Annotated in this window: 15 protein-coding genes and 1 other RNA gene; 7 read left to right on the top strand and 9 right to left on the bottom strand. The window is 56.2% G+C overall.

Annotation, left to right across the window (positions count from 1 at the left end; translation table 11 throughout):
- Positions 1 to 4: 4 nt before the first annotated feature.
- The 3 genes from sufB to QFI97_RS13130 form a co-directional block, all read right to left on the bottom strand.
- Positions 5 to 1,492 carry a Fe-S cluster assembly protein SufB gene (gene sufB / locus QFI97_RS13140; protein ID WP_095102084.1) on the bottom strand — a complete coding sequence of 496 codons (1,488 nt, stop codon included), beginning with the start codon at positions 1,490 to 1,492 and terminating at the stop codon, positions 5 to 7.
- Positions 1,493 to 1,494: 2 nt separating this feature from the next.
- Positions 1,495 to 1,872 (bottom strand): Fe-S cluster assembly scaffold SufA, encoded by a 378-nt coding sequence (gene sufA, locus QFI97_RS13135; RefSeq protein ID WP_095102082.1) that lies wholly within the window; start codon positions 1,870 to 1,872, stop codon positions 1,495 to 1,497.
- Between the two features lie 589 nt (positions 1,873 to 2,461).
- Complete coding sequence (locus QFI97_RS13130; RefSeq protein ID WP_346431327.1) at positions 2,462 to 3,283, bottom strand: isocitrate lyase/PEP mutase family protein; 822 nt, start codon at positions 3,281 to 3,283, stop codon at positions 2,462 to 2,464.
- A gap of 1,103 nt (positions 3,284 to 4,386) precedes the next feature.
- On the opposite strand from QFI97_RS13130, the gene QFI97_RS13125 reads away from it, so the two are divergent.
- Complete coding sequence (locus QFI97_RS13125; protein ID WP_095102076.1) at positions 4,387 to 4,719, top strand: hypothetical protein; 333 nt, start codon at positions 4,387 to 4,389, stop codon at positions 4,717 to 4,719.
- A gap of 218 nt (positions 4,720 to 4,937) precedes the next feature.
- Here QFI97_RS13125 and QFI97_RS13120 read toward each other — a convergent pair whose 3' ends face one another.
- Positions 4,938 to 5,186, bottom strand: a complete 249-nt coding sequence (locus QFI97_RS13120; protein ID WP_041146033.1) for a GlsB/YeaQ/YmgE family stress response membrane protein — start codon at positions 5,184 to 5,186, stop codon at positions 4,938 to 4,940.
- 166 nt (positions 5,187 to 5,352) lie between these two features.
- Between QFI97_RS13120 and QFI97_RS13115 the strand changes: the two genes are divergently transcribed.
- Positions 5,353 to 5,541: a YegP family protein gene (locus QFI97_RS13115; protein WP_095102074.1), complete on the top strand. Its 189-nt coding sequence runs from the start codon at positions 5,353 to 5,355 to the stop codon at positions 5,539 to 5,541.
- Positions 5,542 to 5,595: 54 nt separating this feature from the next.
- On the opposite strand, the gene menI is transcribed toward QFI97_RS13115, so the two are convergent.
- Both menI and ydiJ read right to left on the bottom strand, forming a co-directional pair.
- Positions 5,596 to 6,006 carry a 1,4-dihydroxy-2-naphthoyl-CoA hydrolase gene (menI, locus tag QFI97_RS13110; RefSeq protein ID WP_331833863.1) on the bottom strand — a complete coding sequence of 137 codons (411 nt, stop codon included), beginning with the start codon at positions 6,004 to 6,006 and terminating at the stop codon, positions 5,596 to 5,598.
- Positions 6,003 to 9,059: a D-2-hydroxyglutarate dehydrogenase YdiJ gene (ydiJ, locus tag QFI97_RS13105; protein WP_095102070.1), complete on the bottom strand. Its 3,057-nt coding sequence runs from the start codon at positions 9,057 to 9,059 to the stop codon at positions 6,003 to 6,005. Before ydiJ ends, menI begins: the two co-directional genes overlap by 4 nt.
- Positions 9,060 to 9,382: 323 nt before the next feature.
- On the opposite strand from ydiJ, the gene ydiK reads away from it, so the two are divergent.
- Both ydiK and rprA read left to right on the top strand, forming a co-directional pair.
- Positions 9,383 to 10,507 (top strand): AI-2E family transporter YdiK, encoded by a 1,125-nt coding sequence (gene ydiK / locus QFI97_RS13100; protein WP_095102068.1) that lies wholly within the window; start codon positions 9,383 to 9,385, stop codon positions 10,505 to 10,507.
- A gap of 185 nt (positions 10,508 to 10,692) precedes the next feature.
- Positions 10,693 to 10,800, top strand: an RNA gene (gene rprA, locus QFI97_RS13095) — antisense sRNA RprA.
- Here rprA and QFI97_RS13090 read toward each other — a convergent pair.
- From QFI97_RS13090 to ppsA, 3 genes are all read right to left on the bottom strand, one after another.
- Positions 10,800 to 13,169, bottom strand: coding sequence for a glycoside hydrolase family 3 N-terminal domain-containing protein (locus tag QFI97_RS13090; protein WP_346431326.1), 2,370 nt, complete (start codon positions 13,167 to 13,169; stop codon positions 10,800 to 10,802). The genes rprA and QFI97_RS13090 overlap by 1 nt on opposite strands.
- A gap of 4 nt (positions 13,170 to 13,173) precedes the next feature.
- Complete coding sequence (locus QFI97_RS13085) at positions 13,174 to 14,571, bottom strand: MFS transporter (protein ID WP_331833866.1); 1,398 nt, start codon at positions 14,569 to 14,571, stop codon at positions 13,174 to 13,176.
- A gap of 241 nt (positions 14,572 to 14,812) precedes the next feature.
- A complete protein-coding gene (gene ppsA, locus QFI97_RS13080) occupies positions 14,813 to 17,191 on the bottom strand; it encodes a phosphoenolpyruvate synthase (RefSeq protein WP_095102062.1) in 2,379 nt (792 codons plus the stop codon).
- Positions 17,192 to 17,531: 340 nt separating this feature from the next.
- Here ppsA and ppsR point away from each other — a divergent pair, with 340 nt between their 5' ends.
- From ppsR to hemP, 3 genes are all read left to right on the top strand, one after another.
- A complete protein-coding gene (gene ppsR / locus QFI97_RS13075; protein WP_095102292.1) occupies positions 17,532 to 18,365 on the top strand; it encodes a posphoenolpyruvate synthetase regulatory kinase/phosphorylase PpsR in 834 nt (277 codons plus the stop codon).
- Positions 18,366 to 18,519: 154 nt separating this feature from the next.
- Complete coding sequence (aroH, locus tag QFI97_RS13070; protein ID WP_095102290.1) at positions 18,520 to 19,566, top strand: 3-deoxy-7-phosphoheptulonate synthase AroH; 1,047 nt, start codon at positions 18,520 to 18,522, stop codon at positions 19,564 to 19,566.
- A 173-nt stretch (positions 19,567 to 19,739) separates the two neighbouring features.
- On the top strand, positions 19,740 to 19,919 hold the full coding sequence (hemP, locus tag QFI97_RS13065) for a hemin uptake protein HemP (protein ID WP_189339890.1): 180 nt from the start codon (positions 19,740 to 19,742) through the stop codon (positions 19,917 to 19,919).
- Positions 19,920 to 19,945: the final 26 nt, after the last annotated feature.

The following is a 19,945-nucleotide window of genomic DNA, read 5'->3' as shown; positions in this document are numbered from 1 at the left end:
ACTGTTAACCGACGCTGTGTTCAAGGCTTATCGCCAGCAGTTTTTGCGCTTCCACGGCAAATTCCAGCGGCAGCTCTGAGAAAACATCCTTACAGAAACCGTTAACGATCATTGAGATCGCATCATCTTCACTGATCCCGCGCTGCAGGCAGTAGAACAGCTGATCTTCACCGATTCGCGAGGTGGTGGCTTCGTGCTCCAGCTGGGCGCTATTGTTGCGGCACTCGACGTACGGGAAGGTATGCGCCCCGCAGTCTGGCCCAATCAGCATCGAGTCACACTGGGTAAAGTTTCGCGCGTTGGTCGCGGTCGGCATAATTTTTACCAGCCCGCGGTAGCTGTTCTGGCTTTTACCGGCGGAAATCCCTTTGGAGATAATCGTCGAGCGGGTATTTTTACCGATATGAATCATTTTGGTGCCGGTATCCGCCTGCTGGTGACCGCTGGTCAGCGCCACCGAGAAGAACTCGCCGATGGAGTTGTCGCCGCGCAGAATGCAGCTCGGATACTTCCACGTTATCGCCGAGCCGGTCTCCGACTGGGTCCACGACATTTTGCTGTTTTCACCTTCACAGAGCGCCCGTTTGGTGACGAAGTTCAGGATCCCGCCGGTGTTGTTATCGCCGGGGAACCAGTTCTGCACCGTGGAATATTTTACTTCGGCATCTTTGTGGATGATGACCTCAACGACCGCCGCGTGCAGCTGGTAGCTGTCGCGAACCGGCGCCGAGCAGCCTTCGATATAGCTGACGTAGCTGCCCTCATCGGCGACGAGGATCGTGCGTTCAAACTGGCCGGTTTTTTCCGCATTGATGCGAAAATAGGTCGATAGTTCCATCGGGCAGCGCACGCCTTTCGGCACGTAGATAAAGGTGCCGTCGGAGGCAACCGCGGCGTTCAGCGCGGCGAAGAAGTTGTCATTGCCGGGCACCACGGTGCCGAGATATTTTTTCACCAGCTCCGGATGATCGTGAATCGCTTCGCCGAAGGAACAGAATATGATGCCCTGCTCTCCCAGCTTTTCCCGGTAGGTGGTGGCGACCGAAACCGAGTCAAATATGGCGTCTACCGCCACTTCGCGACCTTCACGTACCGGCACGCCCAGCAGATTAAAGGCCTCTTCGACTTCGCTGGTCAGATAGTCGCCGGGGCCGGTTTGCTGCACCGCTCCCGGCTCGGAGGCGCAGGTGTCGTCGCAGTTGCCGCAGGACGGCGCGGAATAGTAGCTGTAGTCCTGATAGTCCAGCTTATCGTAGTGCGCCTTCAGCCAGTGCGGCTCTTCCATCTCCAGCCACGCCTTAAATGCGTTCAACCTGAACTCAAGCATCCACTCCGGCTCGTTGCGACGGGCGGATATTGCCCGCACCACCTCTTCGTTGATGCCCTTGGCCAGCTCATCGGTCTGTAACCGGGTAAAAAAGCCTTCTTTATAATTCAGCGGCCCGCCGGTCCAGGTTTTGACATCGTCAGTTGTTTCAGTATTACGAGACATAATTACTCCGCCTGAACCCCAAAGCTTTCACCGCAGCCGCACTCGTGCTGCGCTTTCGGGTTATGAAACTTAAAGATTTCATTTAATCCTTCCCGAACGTAATCCAGCTCCGTACCATCAATAAACGGCATTGCCTGCAGCGGCGCCCACAGCTTCGCGCCATCAAACTCAAACAGCAGATCGTCCTGCGCGGGCTCAGCGATAAGCTCCATGACGTAGGCAAATCCAGCGCAGCCGCTGGTTTTCACGCCCAGACGCAGCCCCTGCATCGGCGGCTGCTTGCTCACCAGGTCACGGATATGGGCGGCGGCGGCGGGCGTCATTATCAGACCTCGCCAGCTAAAATCGTCGGGATTAAAGGTTCCTGCTTGTAATTCCATAGCTCTACCTCATTGGTTGGCGCCATCAGGGCATCTCACCATGTTAGTGATAACGATTATCACTTCAACCCATCTGGAGAAGGGGTATTCGCCCCTGCGACCCTTTTACGGCCCTTTTTATAAGCATAGACCCTGCTTTACTGCTTATCAGGTCTCATTTTTTCTATTTAATAGATTGAAAAATAATAAGTTATTTGATGCGAATTGGCAGAAGGTGCGGCAATGGAAAAGATGTATCGAAAATACCGATTTTTGAGATAGGAGATGAAAAAATCCTGCTTTCAGCGACTTATCGGATATTCAACAGGTTACACTATTACACCGGCGGACAATCCGGGGCATAAAAGGAGATTCCGCTGTCCCCAAAAGCGCCCTCCATCAGCTCCGCTGTCCCCGTTATGGCCCGCCAAATAGCCGGGCTCAAGCCAGGAGAAGAGATTGTAGCCGACGGTGGCGCTGCTGCCGATCTTTTCACCTGGAATGGATACAGGAACTCACCTGAACGCCGGCGTCACGTATCCAGGATAATTGACCGCTATGCGCTGGAAAAACGCAGCGCGAAATTGATGCACGCCGCCACGTCTGCTGATTATTGATTAGCCCGGCGAAAAAAGGCCTCAAGTTCTGAAAAACCGATGGCCTGTTTTGCATAGGTAAAAGTGCCATCACGGCTGACCTCCCGCGCTGCCTGAACAAACGCGCCATAAGCGAATCGGGCCATTGAGGCTCCCACGCTTATACGCCGGACTCCGGCTTGCGAGAGTTCTTCGACGCTGTAAACATTTCCGGGCAATCCCATGACAACATTCACCGGTTTTGTAACAGAGCTGCAGAGGGTTTGAATCATAGAGAGATCGTCGATCCCCGGGGCATAGAGAACATCTGCGCCCGCCTTTTCGAAAGCCTGAAGCCTCAGGATTGTTTCATCAAGATCCCGATTGCCCCACATGAAATTTTCAGCTCGCGCAGTAATAACAAAATCAGGATCACAAATAGCGCGTGATTCAGCCGCCGCCGCAATTCTCTCAACCGCAAGACTCAAATCGAAGATAGGAACTTCCGGCCGGCCGCTGTAATCCTCAAGGGAACAGCCCGCAAGACCGGCGTCCACTGCGATCTCAATGGTTTCAGCGGCGCTATCCGGACTGTTGCCCGCTCCTTTCTCCAGATCGGCTGACACCGGCAGAGCGGTCGCTGCGGCGAGGTTCCGGCAGTGATGAATGGTCTGTTGCCAGGAGACCTGGCCTTCCGCCAACCCCAGAGAAAAGGCGAGCCCAGCGCTGGTTGTGGCGAGGGCCATAAAGCCCATTTGCTCAAGTATTCTGGCGGTGCCGATGTCCCAGGGATTAGGAATGACAAAGGTATTCCCGGATTCGTGAAGAAGACGAAAAGCTCTGCTTTTGTCGCTCATAGATCTCCCCTGAATGCTATTTTTTCATTCAGCTGTTATAACCTGCGCAGGCAGCGGTATGCCATAAATTCTGCATTCGCGTTGGCGAAGATGTGCCGGGTTTTAGGGGCGAGGTATAGATTATGCCCCTATGACGGCATTCCTACCATTGACTGTCACGCCTTCTAAGCAGAGCAGTTGCAAATAGCTCACTCTGTCGCAGCGTATTGCCTTATCAGATGAGGTAAATCTTAAAACGTTTCCCGGGAGAGGTTTTTAATATTTCGGCCATATTCTGGATGGTAAAATCCGTGCCGGTTGTAGACCCCCTATAGCCAAGGCCCGCCCTCGTGCTTTTGCATAGGGATCCCGGGCGGGCCACCTCATAGCGATAGCGCCGGGAAATATCTTCGCATTAGCCCCGCAGGCGCCGTTTTCCGGCGGCCGCACTCGACAATCTCCGACGTCATAGCAGTCGAGCAGCGGACACGCTCTGCCGCCCTTCGGCCATTTGACCGACAGGTATTAATCAGGTTGAAATTTCGTCTTACCTCGCTCCAGGATGCGCCGACCCAAATATGCCCCACTCCCCATAGCATGGGCCGATCCTACGAATATCACGGCCAATCTATAAGCATTATCTGAAAACCGGGGTTGTTGTGTGGCTATGTGTAGACATTTTGGTTATAAAGTCGACCGTCCTTCGGGGATTAAGTTTTAATCACCATGATCAAGCTGGTGTACAATCTCCGTCTATATTTTCTACAGTTTTCGGCATGATGCCGGAGCCGCTGATAACCTGGAGCTTTTGTCGTAACGGATGATAGATATCAGTATTATGTCGATGTGCATGGTAGTCCTTCTGGTGATGAGCGTACTGCTGGACTGAAAGCGTGTTGTGCCACAAATCTTTGTCGCCGCTGTTTCAATTCTTGCCTTTTATCGGCTGGCCGCAGCCATCTCCTGATGAGACCGGCCCTCGGTTTCACCGTGCCGCACGCTTCCCTGCAGACCCTCCACATTCGTTAATAAATAAGGAGATTTGTAGGATTCGCCCCTGGTGGGATTGTCGGCCAGAAACGTAACCTCTAAGATTTTAGCCACACTCTTAAGAGGTAACAAAGATGAAAAGAACAATCATTGCCCTGTTAGCAACCGTTTCTATTGCCGCCGCCGGCGCCTTCGCCGCGGATAAAAACGAAACGCCAGCCCCAGCGCGGAATAACGCCGGGCAGCCGCCGTTTGAGATGAATCAGGAACGTGGCCCCATGCCAATGCCCATGCCGCCATTGCCGCCGAGAAAGCCGGTGCTCTTCTCCGCGACCGTTGCCAGCGATAATCCGACTGAAACCATTAATAAGCTCACCGCGTTAATCCCGGCCAGCAAAGCCCGGCATTATGAAGTTCATGTCGAAGTTGTCGCCGTACCCGATATGTCAGAGGCCGGTCCCTGGTGATTATGGCGGGTTAATTAAACCCTGCGGGCGTAGGGAAATAGGTTAGCGGCCCCTTCGGCCGGTACGATGTACGGGTTGTCTAATAGATTTGCCCGCCGGTTTGTTGTGGTTTTTATTATCATCCGATCCGCCAGCATCGCTATTATGTGACGAAAAAAAAGCTGCCAATAATAGTGGCAGCTTTTATCGCTTATGACTCAGTTGATACTGAAGGGCTATTAGCTCTTAATTTTTCTGTAGATAAACAGCACGACCAGCGCGCCAATTACCGCAACGACAAAGCTCCCGAAATTAAATCCGTCAACCTTGCCAAAACCAAAGAAGGTGCTGATCCAGCCGCCCACTACCGCACCGATGACCCCCAGAATGATGGTGACGAAAAAGCCGCCGCCGTCTTTGCCCGGCATGATCCACTTAGCTAAAATACCGGCAATAAGACCAAAAATGATCCAGGAAATGATACCCATGGTTAACTCCGTCCTCTTTGTTGCTCTGCAAGTGTATAGTGACTAAATAATAGCATACACAGAACCAATGAATCATGAATTATATATTTATTAGATGATTACTTGCCGCACAAGCCGTCATGGTCTACATATCATGGGGAGCTGTTAACGTGAAAAGGGGTAAAAGATGGGGTATTACGTCATTAAGAAGTCAGAGAAGAGCGTGTCCCAACCTTGGTATTTCTTACTGAAGGCCGATAACCACGAAACCATTGCCACCAGTGAAATGTATTCCTCGAAGGATGCGGCGAAAAAAGGAATTGCCTCGGTGCAGAAGAATGGCCCGAGTGAAATAATTAAGGATGAAACGCTATAAACAATATGGGGGAAAAATTTCCCCCATATATCACTTCAGGCAACGATCGCGGTCTTAAACCACCGCCGTAGTGAGCCGCGATGAGCAGCACAGACGCCCCTGCTCATCGGATATTTCAATCTGCCACACCTGATGGCGCGAGCCGACGTGCAGGGCCCTGCAGACGCCACGAACCCGACCGCCGCGAACCGAGCGGATATGGTTAGCGTTAACCTCAAGCCCCACCACCTTTTGTTCGCCTTCGCTGCATAAGTAGCCGGCAACCGAACCCAGCGTTTCGGCCAGCACCACCGACGCGCCGCCGTGCAGCAGGCCAAACGGCTGATGGGTTCGGCTGTCTACCGGCATCGTGGCTTCAAGGGTGTCATCGGTAAACACATCGAAGCGGATATCCAGCAGACCAACCATATTGCCCTCGCCCATAGCGTTGAGCTGTTCCAGCGTTGTCTGACGTTTCCAAATCATCCAATAATCTCCAGCAGCGCCTGCAGCGGGTGACGTACGCCGCTGCCTTCAATACGCTTAACCTGGCTACGACAGGAATAGCCGGTCACCAGGCAGCGGTTGCGCGGCAAACGCTGCATCGCCTGTTGCCAGGAAAGCGCGTAAATCGCCAACGAGTTGGCATGGTTTTTAACCTCATGGCCGTAGGTTCCGGCCATGCCGCAGCAGCCCACGCTGACGTTTTCCAGCTTCGCGCCAAAGCGCGCAAAGATTTCAGCCCACTGCTTCGGCGCGGCCGGGAGCGCCGTGACCTCAGTGCAGTGACCAAACAGATACCACGCCTCGCCACCGTTATCCTGCACCGCGCTTTCAGGCAGCGCCTGCGGCAGCCATTCATGTACCAGCATCACGCGGAAGTCGCCGCGCTTGTCGCCCAGCGTCTGGTTGTATTCATCGCGGTAGCACAGCACCAGGGCCGGATCGACGCCGACCATCGGGATCCCGAGCTGCGCCATCCGGTTGAGGAAGTCCGCCGTTTTCTGTGCCGTACGGGCGAAACGCGACAGGAAGCCTTTAATATGCTGCGCCTTACCGTTTGGCGAAAACGGCAGCAGCACCGGCTGATAGCCGACCTTTTCCACCAGACGGATGAAATCAGCCACCACCTGCGCATCGTAGTAGCTGGTGAACGGATCCTGCACCACCAGCACCATTTTCGCCTTTTGCTCGGCGCTCAGCGTTTCAAGCTGTTCCAGCGTCATATTCGCCGAACGGTGGCCGACCATTTGCTGCTTCAGCGACGGCGTGGAGAGCAGCGGTAAATCCACCATCCCGATGTGCTTCTCCGACAGCTTGCGCATCCACGGCTGGTTAATAAAGAAGTTAAAGGTTTTCGGCGCCTGCGCCATCAGCGGCGCGTAGGACTCCACCGTCGCCACCAGATGGTCGCGAACCGGGCGCAGATAGCGGCTGTGGTAAAGCTGCAGGAAGCGTGAACGGAACTCCGGAACGTCAATCTTAATCGGACACTGGGTGGAGCAGGCTTTACAGGCCAGACAGCCGGACATCGCCTCTTTGACCTCATGCGAGAAGTCATACTCGCCCTTGCGCGCGTGCCAGCTGTTGCGGGTACGCTCGATCAGTTCGCGCAGGCTGGCGCGTTTTTCCGCCAGCTGGCTCTCCAGCTGATTGGGATCGATACCGCGATCGGCCAGCAGACGCAGCCACTCGCGCACCAGCGTTGCCCGGCCTTTCGGCGAATGGATGCGATGATTGCTCACCTTCATCGACGGGCACATGGGGCTCTTAACATCAAAGTTAAAGCACAGGCCGTTACCGTTACACTCCATCGCCCCGCGCCATGAGCTGCGTACGGCGATAGGGATCTGACGGTCGTAGGTGCCGCGCTTCACCGCGTCCACTTTCATCATCGGCGCATCGACGCCTTCCGGCGGGCAAATTTTCCCGGGGTTAAGGCGGTTATCCGGGTCAAATGCCGCCTTCACTTTCCGCAGCTCGCGGTACAGCTCATCGCCAAAGAACGCCGGGCTGTACTCGGCGCGGAACCCCTTCCCATGCTCCCCCCACAGCAGGCCGCCGTATTTGGCCGTCAGCGCGACCACTTCATCGGAGATCCGCTTCATCAGCACTTCCTGCTGAGGATCGCACATATCCAGCGCCGGGCGCACGTGCAGCACCCCGGCATCGACGTGGCCAAACATGCCGTAGCTCAGGCCGTGGGCGTCCAGCAGCGCGCGAAACTCAACGATGTAATCCGCCAGATGTTCCGGCGGCACGCAGGTATCTTCGGCAAAAGGAATCGGTTTAGCCGCCCCCTTCGCGTTACCCAGCAGCCCTACCGCCTTTTTACGCATCGCGTAGATACGCTCAACGCCGTCCAGCTCGCCGCACACCTGCCAGCCGATGACGCCGGCTTCACCCTGGGCGATCAGCCGATCCAGCCGCTGGCACAGGGAAGCCACCTGGCCGTCAATCAGCTCGACGTCATCGCCGGAAAACTCGACGATGTTCAGCCCGAGCATCTCTTTATCCGGCACGTCGGCGATCAGTTCGCTGACGGAGTGCCAGACGATATCTTCGCGCGCGAGGTTAAGCACCTTCGAGTCGACGGTTTCCACCGACAGCGCATTTGCCGCCACCATAAACGGCGCATTGCGCAGCGCGGAATCAAACGAATCATACTTAACGTTCACCAGCCGACGCACCTTCGGCAGCCGGGTAATATCGAGACGCGCTTCGGTAATAAACGCCAGCGTGCCTTCGGAACCGGTTAATATCCGGGTCAGATCGAATTCGCTCAGATCGTCATTAAAGACGTGGCGCAGATCGTAGCCGGTCAGGAAGCGGTTAAGCTTAGGGAATTTATCGATAATCAGCTGGCGCTGCTCTTTGCAGCGCTGGTAGACGGTGCGGTAAATGCGCCCGATTGCCGACTGCTCGTTTGCCAGAGTTTCTGCCAGGGCCGCGGGAATGGCCTGGGTGTCCAGAATATCGCCCCCCATCAGGACCGAGCGCACGCCCAGCACATGATCGGAGGTTTTACCGTACACCAGCGACCCCTGGCCGGAGGCATCGGTATTGATCATTCCGCCGAGCGTAGCGCGGTTGCTGGTTGACAGCTCCGGCGCGAAAAAGTAGCCGTACGGCTTAAGATATTGGTTGAGCTGATCTTTAATGACCCCGGCTTCGACCCGCACCCAGCCTTCTTCCGGGTTAATTTCGATAATGCGGTTCATATAGCGGGACATATCAACAACAATCCCCGCGTTCAACGACTGGCCGTTGGTGCCGGTGCCGCCGCCGCGTGGCGTAAAGACCAGCGTTTTGAAACGCTCATCCGCCGCCACTCTTGCCAGCAGCGCGACGTCCGCCGTGGAACGGGGGAATAAAATCGCGTCCGGCAATAGCTGATAGATGCTGTTGTCCGTCGCCATCGTTAGCCTGTCGGCATAGCTGGTGGCGGTATCGCCGGTAAAACCTTGTTGCTCCAGTACCTGCAAAAAATTCAATACCAGCTGAACGACGCCTGGTGCTTGAGAAATTTGTGGGATCATAACGCTTGACCCTGCCTGACTATGTTGTGTTGTAAAAACTTCATCCTTCGGAGCGCTTTCCGTCAGCCGCTTCCGCTGCGCCGATCGCTGACTTAGGCAAACGCCGCGAGCTTTCACCTGCCGGTTCGAGGTATCCTGGATGATTTTGTGTATAGGTAACTAAACGATTGCGTAGTGCAGTCAACTTTTTATCACATTTTTTTCATATGCGCCCACCAGATTTATGTGCAGAATCAGGCGGGTTAAATTATTGGTATTATTATCCGTATATGGAATTACGCTGCGTCAGCCTTTTGGCGCCACTGGAAAGGTAAATTTTCTCTATGATTAACGAGCGTCAGCCCCGGGATATACCGCAGGTTCTGCTATCGGTGCTGTTTTTGTCCCTGATTATTGTTTCCTGCCTGTGGATCGTACAGCCCTTTATCCTGTCTTTTGCCTGGGCAGGCACCGTGGTCATTGCAACCTGGCCGGTACTACTGCGCCTGCAGCGGCTGCTGTTTGGCAAACGCGCCCTCGCGGTGCTGGTAATGACCCTGCTGTTATTCTTACTGTTCGTTATCCCGATCGCGCTGCTGGTCAACAGCCTGGTCGATAACAGCGCGCCGCTGATTAAAATGTTCACCACCGGTAGCGTGAGCCTGCCGGATTTCGCCTGGCTCAACAGCATCCCGCTGATTGGCGACAAGCTCTACTCCGCGTGGCATGGCCTGCTGGATATGGGGGGCGCGGCGATCATGGCCAAAATCCGGCCCTATATCGGCACCACCACCACCTGGTTTGTCGGGCAGGCGGCGCACATTGGCAAACTGCTGGTCTACTGCGGGCTGATGCTGCTGTTCAGCGCCCTGCTGTACTGGCAGGGTGAAAAGGTAGCCTATGGTTTCCGCTATTTCGCCACCCGGCTGGCGGCAAAACGCGGCGATGCCGCGGTGCTGCTGGCAGGCCAGGCGATTCGCGCCGTGGCGCTGGGCGTCGTGGTTACCGCGCTGACTCAGGCGGTGCTGGGCGGCATCGGCCTGGCGGTAACCGGCGTGCCTTACGCCGCGCTGCTGACCGTGGTAATGATCTTCACCTGCCTCGTTCAGCTGGGGCCATTGATTGTGCTCATCCCCTCCATTATCTGGCTGTACTACAGCGGCGATACCACCTGGGGTACCGTGCTGCTGGTGTGGAGCTGCGTGGTGGGGACAATGGATAACGTCATCCGTCCGGTGCTCATCCGCATGGGCGCCGATCTGCCGATGATCCTGATCCTCTCCGGCGTTATCGGCGGCCTGATTGCCTTTGGCATGATTGGCCTGTTTATCGGCCCGGTCCTGCTCGCCGTGTCATGGCGACTGTACGACGCCTGGGTGCATGAAGTTCCGCCGCCGCCGAAAGATCCCGATCAGGTGCTGGCCGAGCTCACCGAGCTTAATGCCGGCAATATCAAAAGCGGCGAGTAACGCCGGCAGCACAAAAATTAAGGCGGGGAAACCCGCCTTAATCATAAATAAACCTTATGCATTGGTGCCTGTCAGGCGCTTCAACCACAGCTTTCGCTACATATCCCACGCATATTCTTCACCTCAATTTAACTATTGAGAGGAATCCGATCGACGCAAAAAATCCCTGTGGCTACTATATGAGCACGGTTATAAATCAACACATTGATTTATAAGCATGGAAATCCCCTGAGTGAAACAACGAATTGCTGTGTGTAGTCTTTGCCCATCTCCCACGATGGGCATTTTTTTATCAACTCACCTCGCAGCGGCTCATCATTCGCCACCTCTGCGCCAGCTCACGAACCTCGCCTTTTACCGTCACGGTTGCCGTCCCGCGGATATCAGCAGAAGATGCGCCGACCTGAAGCACAAACTCACCGGGTTCAACGATGCGCTGCCCGTCACGGCGGGTAAAGTTAAGCATATCGACCGGCAGATAGTAGGTCAGCGTCGCCGTTTCTCCCGGATCCAGCGTCACCCGCCGGAAGGCTTTAAGCTCCTGAACCGGACGCACCATCGAGGCGACCTTATCGCGCACGTAGAGCTGCACCACCTCGCTGCCGCGACGCTCGCCGTCGTTGCGGATCGTCACCTGGAGGGCAATCTCCCCCTCCATTGCCACCTGTGACGCCAGCAGCTGCGGTTCGCCATACCTGAAGGTCGTCCAGCTTTGCCCGTAGCCGAACGGGTAGCGGGAGCCAAAGTGGAAGGCGAACGGCGTACCGCCGCTTTTCAGCTTGTGGTTGTAATAATAGGGCATCGCGCCCGCGCTTTTCGGCACGCTGACCACCAGCCGCCCCTGCGGCTCCTCTCGCCCCGTCAGCACGTCGGCGATCGCCCAACCGCCCTCCTGCCCCGGCGCCCATGCCATCAGCAGGGCCGCAACTTTCTCTTCCAGCCCCTGCAGGTTATAGGGCCGCCCACCGGTCATCACCACAATAACCGGCTTCCCGGTTGCCACCAGCGCCTCCAGCAGCCGCTGCTGCACGCCAGGCAGATTCAGGCTGTCGGTATCGGAGCCTTCGCCCACGGTGCCGCTCTGGAACAAGCCGGCAAGATCGCCCACGCAGGCCACCACCACATCGCTCTCCTCGGCCGCTCTTACCGCAGCCGGAATCAGGCTGGTGTCGAACGAGACCGGCGATTGCTGCATCGGCTTACCGCCGCTGTCGCCGGGGAATACCGGCGCGCCCGCCATGCGCTGTTCAATAATGTGGCACCCTTTGGCATAGCTGACGCGCCGGTCTCCAAGATAGTGGCGCAGCGCCGCCAGCGGGGTCGTCACCTGCGAGACCTCTTCCAGCATATCGCTGATAATCAGATGCACCGGGAAGCTGTAGCCGCTGAGCAGCGCCAGCGGATCGTCAGCTGTAGGCCCGACCACCGCGACCTTTGGTTCTCCCTGCAGCGGCAGGCAGGCGCGATTTTCCAGCAGGGTCAGCGAGCGCGTCGCCACCTCGCGCGCGGCCTGGCGGGCGCTGGCCGACTGCAGCGTGATCCCCGCTACGTCGGTATAGGGCCGCTCGAACAGCCCAAGACGGAATTTCTCGGTCAGCGTGCGGGCCACGATCTCGTCAATCTTCTCGACGGCGATCAGCCCGCGATCGAGGGCTTCATCCAGGTGACGCGCGCAGTCATCTTTTGGCAGCTCCACGTCAAGCCCCGCATTAAACGCCAGCGCGGCCGACTCCGCCGCATCGTGCGAGATGCCGTGATGCTGATGCAGCAGGCTAACGCCGCCGTAGTCGGCGACGATAATGCCGTCGAATCCCCAGCGTTGCCGCAGCAGCGTGGTGAGCAGGAAGCCGTCGCTGTGCCCCGGCTGGTTATCGATATCGTGATACGCCGGCATCACCGATCCGGCATTGGACAGCTTCACCGCCATCTCGAACGGCAGCAGGAAGGTGTCGTTAAGTTCGCAAAAGCCGAGATGAACCGGAGCATGGTTGCGCGCGCCTTCGCTAAAAGAGTGGCCGACGTAATGTTTTAGCGTTTCCAGCACGTCGCGCTTTTCGCCCTGCAGCCCGTCAACGTAGGCGCAGGCCATGACGCCGACCAGCCACGGGTCCTCGCCGAAGGTCTCTTCCGTACGCCCCCAGCGCACGTCGCGAGAGACGTCCAGCACCGGGGCAAGCCCCTGCTTGCAGCCGGTCGAACGCGCTTCGGCGCCGATTTCCCGCGCCGCCCGCGCCACCAGCTCAGGATCCCACGTCGAGCCATAGTTTAGCGACGAGGGGAACAGGGTCGCCTCTTTGCACAGTAGCCCCACCAGGCACTCTTCGTGGAACAGCGCCGGGATCCCTAGCCGCGTCTCTTCCATCAGCATCTTCTGCAGCCGGTTGGCGGCGCGCACGCCGCTGTCCGCCGCCACGATGTGGGTGCCCAGCGGACGGGTGATTTGCCCGACGCCCAGCTTCAGCCTCTCCGCGAGGGAGGTCTGCTCGCTGACGCCGGCAAACTCATCGCTCATATCGCTGCGTTCACGGTGCTCGCCGTTTTCGTCAAGCACCAGCCAGTACCCGTGCATCTGGGCAAACTTCTCTTCCAGCGTCATGCGCGACAGTAAATCCGCAACGCGCTCCTCTACCGGGCGGCTGGCATCCTGATAAATTACGGTCATGTTATTACTCCTGTAGGGCTGAATCTGGCGCCGACACGGGGGCTTCGGGGGTCCGCATTTCGCGCTTGCGGGTCAGTTCTCTGGCGATACTGTCCGCCGTACGGCTATTCAGTTTGTAGAGCATCAGCAGCAGCGCCATCGCGATAAACAGCGCGCTGGGGACGATGGAAAACAGCGCATTGATCGTGCCGAGCACCGCCGCCGACTGGGTTGCCGCATTCGGGATATAGTCGACAAATCCAAGCACCCATCCCACCACGGCGCCGCCCAGCGCAAGGCCAAACTTGATGGCGAAGAGCGCGGTGGAGAACACCAGGCCATCGAGGCGGCGTCCGCTGCGGTGCTCTTCATAGTCCACGACGTCGGAAAACATGGTCCACTGCAGCGGGGTTGTCAGGTTCTGAATAAAGCTGAAGACCACGTTCAGGCCAAATATCAGCCAGATCTGATTGGCCGGAATAAAGAAAATGGCGCAGGCGAAGAGTACGAAGGTAATAATTGTCCACTGATACGCCCGCACCCGATCGAATTTCCCGAGCAACCGTTCCGATAATAATGCCCCCAGCAGGGCGGCAATCATTCCGGAAACAATAAACGTAAACACCATTTCGGGGCGCTGCATGACATACTTAACGTAATACATCGTCGCCGACCCGCGGGTAACCACGGCGGTTAATAATAAAATATTAAAGATGAACACAATGCGCCATTGGCTATTTGCGGCCAGCAGCTTGAGGTCTTTTATTAGCGACCCGGAGGCGTCGTTCTGCGGCGTATAGCGTTCGCGGGTCAGGAAAAAGCAGCTGAAAAAAAGCACAATTCCGAGCAGGCCCATCAGACTCATCGCATAGAAGTAGCCTTTCTGCGCGTTACCATCGCCAAGATGAGCCACCAGCGGCAGCGCAATCACGGTGACGATCAGTCCGCCGACAAACGACAGCGCAAAGCGCCATGATTGCAGCGAGTGGCGTTCGTGCGGGTCCATCGTCAGGGCGCCCGGCATCGCACAGTAGGGGACGTTAATCGCCGAGTAGATAAAGCTGAGAAGAGTGTAAGTCAAGCAGGCATAAATGATTTTTGCCGTCTCGCCGACATCAGGAACGTAGAAGGTGATGATGCAGCTCACGCCGAAGGGAATGGCAAACCACAGCAGCCAGGGACGAAACCGGCCGTGTCGGGTTTGGGTGCGATCCACCAGCGCGCCGATGCACGGATCGACCACCGCGTCGACTACCCGCACGACTAAAAACATGGTGCCCATAATGGCGGCAGGCAGGCCAAATACATCGGTATAAAAATAAGCCAGAAACAGCGTTGCGGTTTGCCACACCAGCGCGCTGGCCATATCACCGAGGCCGTAACCTATTTTATCTTTTGTAGTCAGTACAGACGACAAGGTCATTATTATTATCCTTTACGCGAGAACAAACGATTCTCACTTAATAACTAGTATGAGAGCCTGATGACGCGATGTAAGTATTAGAAATGACCGTCTAAACGACAATTGTAGAAATTAACTGATGGCTTACGATATTTTGTTTTTTTTCGCTTTATGTGACTGACCGCAAAATATGTGATCGGGACGCTATAAAAAATAAAAAACTCCGCCATTGCTGACGGAGTTTACCTGTGCACAGAACGCGTTATTTGTTGAGTTCAGCCAGACCAAGCCAGGTTTGCACCACGGTATCCGGGTTCAGGGACAGGCTATCAATCCCCTCGTCCATCAGCCAGGCGGCAAAGTCCTCATGGTCGGACGGGCCCTGCCCGCAAATACCGACATATTTACCCTGTTTCTTCGCCGCGCGAATCGCCATCGACAGCAGCGCTTTCACCGCGTCGTTACGTTCGTCAAACAGCTCAGAGACGACGCCGGAGTCACGGTCAAGGCCCAGCGCCAGCTGCGTCATATCGTTCGAACCGATAGAGAAGCCGTCAAAGTACTCAAGGAACTGCTCCGCCAGCAGGGCATTGGATGGAATTTCACACATCATGATAATTTTGAGGCCATTTTCGCCGCGCTTCAGGCCCTGACGCTCCAGCTCTTCCACCACCGCTTTCGCCTGGGCGACGGTGCGGACGAACGGCACCATGATCTCGACGTTGCTCAGCCCCATGTCGTTACGCACGCGCTTAACCGCATCACACTCCAGCGCAAAGCAGTCGCGGAAGCTGTCGGAAACGTAGCGGCCGGCGCCGCGGAAGCCGAGCATTGGGTTCTCTTCTTCCGGCTCATAACGCTCGCCGCCCACCAGGTTGGCGTATTCGTTAGATTTAAAGTCGGACAGACGCACGATAACGCGTTTTGGATAGAATGCCGCACCCAGCGTGGCGATCCCTTCCGTCAGGCGACCGACGTAGAACTCTTTCGGTGAATCGTAACCCTTCATCAGCTCGCGGATTTCGTTCTGCAGGCCAGGCTCCTGGTCATCAAACTCCAGCAGCGCGCGCGGGTGAACGCCAATCATGCGGTTGATGATGAACTCCAGACGCGCCAGGCCCACGCCCTCATTCGGCAGGCAGGCGAAGTCAAAGGCCCGGTCCGGGTTACCGACGTTCATCATAATTTTCAGCGGCAGGTCGGGCATTTCGCCGACGCTGGAGCTCTTGATGCTGAAATCCAGCAGCTCAGCATAAACGTAGCCGGTATCGCCTTCCGCACAGGAGACAGTCACGTTCTGGTTTTCCTGAATGCGGTCGGTCGCGTCGCCGCAGCCTACCACCGCCGGGATCCCCAGCTCACGGGCGATAATCGCCGCATGGCAGGTACGTCCGCCGCGGTTGGTCACGATGGCCGACGCTTTCTTCATGATCGGTTCCCAGTCCGGGTCGGTCATGTCGGTGACCAGCACGTCGCCCGGCTCGATGCGGTTCATCTCGCTGATATCGTGGATAACCTTCACCGGGCCCGCGCCAATGCGGTGACCGATTGCGCGACCTTCGGCGACAATCTGCCCCTGGGCATGCAGCGTATAGCGCTCCATGACCTGGCCGCGCGAGCGTACGGTTTCCGGGCGCGCCTGAACGATAAACAGCTCGCCGGTATGGCCATCTTTCGCCCACTCGATATCCATCGGACGTCCGTAGTGCTTCTCAATCTGCACCGCCTGCTTCGCCAGCTCCTGCACTTCCTCGTCAGCTAACGAGAAAATATCGCGCTGCGCCTGCGGCACATCCTCGATGCGCACCTGCTTGCCGTGCTCCTGGGTCGGCGCGTAAATCATGCGGATCTTTTTCGATCCCATGGTGCGGCGCACGATAGAGGGGCGACCAGCGGCCAGCGTTGGCTTGTGGACGTAGAACTCATCCGGGTTTACCGCGCCCTGCACCACCATTTCACCCAGGCCCCAGGCAGAGGTGATAAACACCACCTGGTCGAAACCGGATTCGGTATCGATGGAGAACATGACGCCGGACGAGGCGAGGTCGGAGCGGACCATACGCTGCACCCCGGCGGATAGCGCCACGCCGCGGTGATCGTAGCCCTGATGCACGCGATAGGAGATCGCGCGATCGTTAAACAGCGAAGCAAACACGTGCTTCACTGCGACGAGCACGGCATCAAAGCCCTGCACGTTGAGGAATGTCTCTTGCTGCCCGGCGAAGGAGGCATCGGGCATATCCTCTGCCGTTGCGGAGGAGCGCACGGCAAAAGAGGCCTCAGCGTTGTCGGCGGACAGCTGCTTATAAGCATCGCGAATCGCGTCTTCCAGTTCGCTCTGGAACGGGGTATCGATGATCCACTGACGGATCTGTCCCCCCGCTTTCGCTAATGCGGAAACGTCGTCAATGTCGGTTTTATCCAGCAGTTCATAAATGCGCTGGTTTACACCGCTTTGGTCCAGGAACTGATTGAAGGCATCAGCGGTGGTGGCAAATCCGTTCGGTACGCTAACGCCCATACCGGACAGATTAGTGATCATTTCACCAAGGGAGGCATTTTTGCCCCCAACTCTGTCTACATCATTCATGCCGAGTTGGTTATACCAAAGCACCAGCGGTGACGAGCCATTGTTGGACATCGAGACAATCCTTTTGTGATTTAATACCAGTGATAAAAAACTCACGATCAACTACGGGATTTATCCTGACATATTTATGCGGCTGAAAAAAACGGTGAATCGTTCAAGCAAATTATTTTTTCTTTTTTAGGACAGTTCACCTGATATAGCTAACTCAATGATTCTTCTTAAATCTGCTGCAATAAGAGACAAAAAATAACCAGCCGGCAAAAATGAACCTACCTTTTCATTAAAAATAAAAATAGCGTTTCATTTTTAAAGTGAGACAAAACATAAACGGATATGCTTAAATTTAATAACTGCTTTCAGGTAATTAAACTCATTATACCGGATGGTCAAAATGGAAAGTGCTGTAGATCGCCACGTGTTTTATATTTCCGACGGGACGGCCATTACCGCCGAGGTGCTGGGGCACGCGGTGATGTCGCAGTTTCCGGTCGCTATCAGCAGCGTTACCCTGCCGTTCGTGGAAAATATCAGCCGGGCGCGGGCGGTGAAGGAGCAAATTGACGCCATCTATGAGCAAAGCGGCATCCGTCCGCTGGTCTTTTACTCCATCGTGATTCCGGAAATTCGCGACATCATCATGCAAAGTAAAGGATTCTGTCAGGATATCGTGCAGGCGCTGGTGGCACCCCTGCAGCAGGAGCTGCGCCTCGACCCCACGCCGATCGCTCATCGTACCCACGGCCTCACGCCGGGTAACCTGAACAAGTACGATGCGCGTATTGCCGCCATTGATTACACCCTTGCCCACGACGACGGCATCTCGCTGCGCAACCTCGATCAGGCGCAGGTGATTCTGCTGGGCGTCTCGCGCTGCGGCAAAACGCCAACCAGCCTGTATCTGGCCATGCAGTACGGCATTCGCGCCGCCAACTATCCGTTTATCGCCGACGATATGGACAATTTAATCCTGCCCGCTTCGCTCAAGCCTCTACAGCACAAGCTGTTCGGCCTGACCATTAGTCCGGAACGCCTGGCGGCGATCCGCGAAGAGCGCCGGGAAAACAGCCGCTATGCCTCGATGCGTCAGTGTCGAATGGAAGTCACCGAGGTGGAGGCGCTGTACCGCAAGAATAAAATTCCCTGCCTGAATAGTACCAACTATTCAGTGGAGGAGATCGCGACCAAAATCATGGACATCATGGGGCTGAGCCGAAGGATGTACTAACACACTAGTACGTTATTGAAAATTTGTTTATGCTATCACCCGTGGCCTATACAGGATCATCCCCCGCTCTTGCAATAAGCGGGGATTGGTTTATCGTGATGCGCATCACTTCCCGGCATTTTCGTCGCGGAAGAAACAGATTTTTGAGACCCCAATGAATAAAACAGACGAACTGCGTACCGCGCGCATTGAAAGCCTGGTAACGCCTGCGGAACTGGCCCAGCGGCATCCCGTATCTGCCGATGTCGCGGCACACGTCTCCGCTTCCCGCCGCCGAATTGAAAAGATCCTTAACGGCGAAGATCGCCGCCTGCTGGTGATTATTGGCCCCTGCTCCATTCACGATACCCAGGCCGCGCTGGAGTATGCGCACCGCCTTCAGGCTATGCGCGAGCGCTACCAGCCTCAGCTGGAAATCGTGATGCGCACCTATTTTGAAAAACCGCGTACCGTTGTCGGCTGGAAGGGATTGATCTCCGATCCTGACCTTAACGGCAGCTATCGAGTCAATCACGGTATCGAACTGGCGCGGCGCCTGCTGCTGCAGATCAATGAGCTGGGCGTGCCGACCGCCACCGAATTCCTCGATATGGTGACCGGGCAGTTTATCGCCGATCTTATCAGCTGGGGCGCCATTGGCGCGCGCACCACCGAGAGCCAAATCCACCGCGAGATGGCCTCTGCGCTCTCCTGCCCGGTAGGATTCAAAAACGGGACCGACGGCAACACGCGTATCGCCGTTGATGCGATTCGCGCCTCCCGCGCCAGCCATATGTTCCTCTCTCCGGACAAGCAGGGTCAGATGACCATCTATCAGACCAGCGGCAACCCCTACGGGCATATCATTATGCGCGGCGGGAAACGGCCAAATTATCACGCTGCGGATATTAGCGCGGCCTGCGATGCGCTGCGTGAGTTTGATCTGCCGGAGCAGCTGGTTGTCGATTTCAGCCACGGCAACTGCCAGAAACAGCATCGTCGTCAGCTGGAAGTGTGCGAGAACGTTTGCCAGCAGATCCGCAACGGTTCGACGGCCATCGCCGGCATCATGGCGGAAAGCTTCCTGCAGGAAGGGACGCAGAAAGTGGTTGCCGGGCAACCGCTGACCTGGGGTCAATCGATTACCGACCCGTGCCTGAGCTGGGAAGACAGCGAGCGTCTGCTGGCTGAACTGGCTGCGGCAACCGCCGCTCGCCTGTAGCCGCTCTCTCCCACCGCGCATGCGGTGGGAATTCTCCCCCCACGCGGCGGAATATCCCCACCGTCAGCCTGCCAAATATAGTACTTTGATAAAAAACGCTTGCCGTGAAAATTAACATTACTGATAATGATTATCATTGTTGCTTTTATTTTTATTTTGGTGCTATGACGCGAATGGATAACACTGCCACAGCTGAAAAAACAAAAGACAATGCCCCTTACCCTGTCGCCACGGATCGTCAGATTTGCAGCCGGGTGCTGCTAGGTACTGAAGGTCGGGTGGTGATCGAACATGACGGTCAGCGCTATTTGCTGCGTCAGACCCACGCAGGCAAGCTGATCCTGACAAAATAGCTCTCCCCGCCGGTTAGCGCGAGGAG

Origin of the sequence: Klebsiella scottii (assembly GCF_036561945.1) — a bacterium.
In the GTDB taxonomy this organism is placed as follows: Bacteria; Pseudomonadota; Gammaproteobacteria; order Enterobacterales; family Enterobacteriaceae; genus Klebsiella; species Klebsiella scottii.
This window is presented reverse-complemented; position numbering and strand designations above follow the sequence as displayed.

Bases quoted from the DNA above. Each gene is read 5' to 3' on its own strand.
- sufB (WP_095102084.1), bottom strand. From the start codon at position 1,492: ATGTCTCGTAATACTGAAACAACTGACGATGTCAAAACCTGGACCGGC.
- sufA (WP_095102082.1), bottom strand. From the start codon at position 1,872: ATGGAATTACAAGCAGGAACCTTTAATCCCGACGATTTTAGCTGGCGA.
- QFI97_RS13130 (WP_346431327.1), bottom strand. From the start codon at position 3,283: ATGAGCGACAAAAGCAGAGCTTTTCGTCTTCTTCACGAATCCGGGAAT.
- QFI97_RS13125 (WP_095102076.1), top strand. From the start codon at position 4,387: ATGAAAAGAACAATCATTGCCCTGTTAGCAACCGTTTCTATTGCCGCC.
- QFI97_RS13120 (WP_041146033.1), bottom strand. From the start codon at position 5,186: ATGGGTATCATTTCCTGGATCATTTTTGGTCTTATTGCCGGTATTTTA.
- QFI97_RS13115 (WP_095102074.1), top strand. From the start codon at position 5,353: ATGGGGTATTACGTCATTAAGAAGTCAGAGAAGAGCGTGTCCCAACCT.
- menI (WP_331833863.1), bottom strand. From the start codon at position 6,006: ATGATTTGGAAACGTCAGACAACGCTGGAACAGCTCAACGCTATGGGC.
- ydiJ (WP_095102070.1), bottom strand. From the start codon at position 9,059: ATGATCCCACAAATTTCTCAAGCACCAGGCGTCGTTCAGCTGGTATTG.
- ydiK (WP_095102068.1), top strand. From the start codon at position 9,383: ATGATTAACGAGCGTCAGCCCCGGGATATACCGCAGGTTCTGCTATCG.
- QFI97_RS13090 (WP_346431326.1), bottom strand. From the start codon at position 13,169: ATGACCGTAATTTATCAGGATGCCAGCCGCCCGGTAGAGGAGCGCGTT.
- QFI97_RS13085 (WP_331833866.1), bottom strand. From the start codon at position 14,571: ATGACCTTGTCGTCTGTACTGACTACAAAAGATAAAATAGGTTACGGC.
- ppsA (WP_095102062.1), bottom strand. From the start codon at position 17,191: ATGTCCAACAATGGCTCGTCACCGCTGGTGCTTTGGTATAACCAACTC.
- ppsR (WP_095102292.1), top strand. From the start codon at position 17,532: ATGGAAAGTGCTGTAGATCGCCACGTGTTTTATATTTCCGACGGGACG.
- aroH (WP_095102290.1), top strand. From the start codon at position 18,520: ATGAATAAAACAGACGAACTGCGTACCGCGCGCATTGAAAGCCTGGTA.
- hemP (WP_189339890.1), top strand. From the start codon at position 19,740: ATGGATAACACTGCCACAGCTGAAAAAACAAAAGACAATGCCCCTTAC.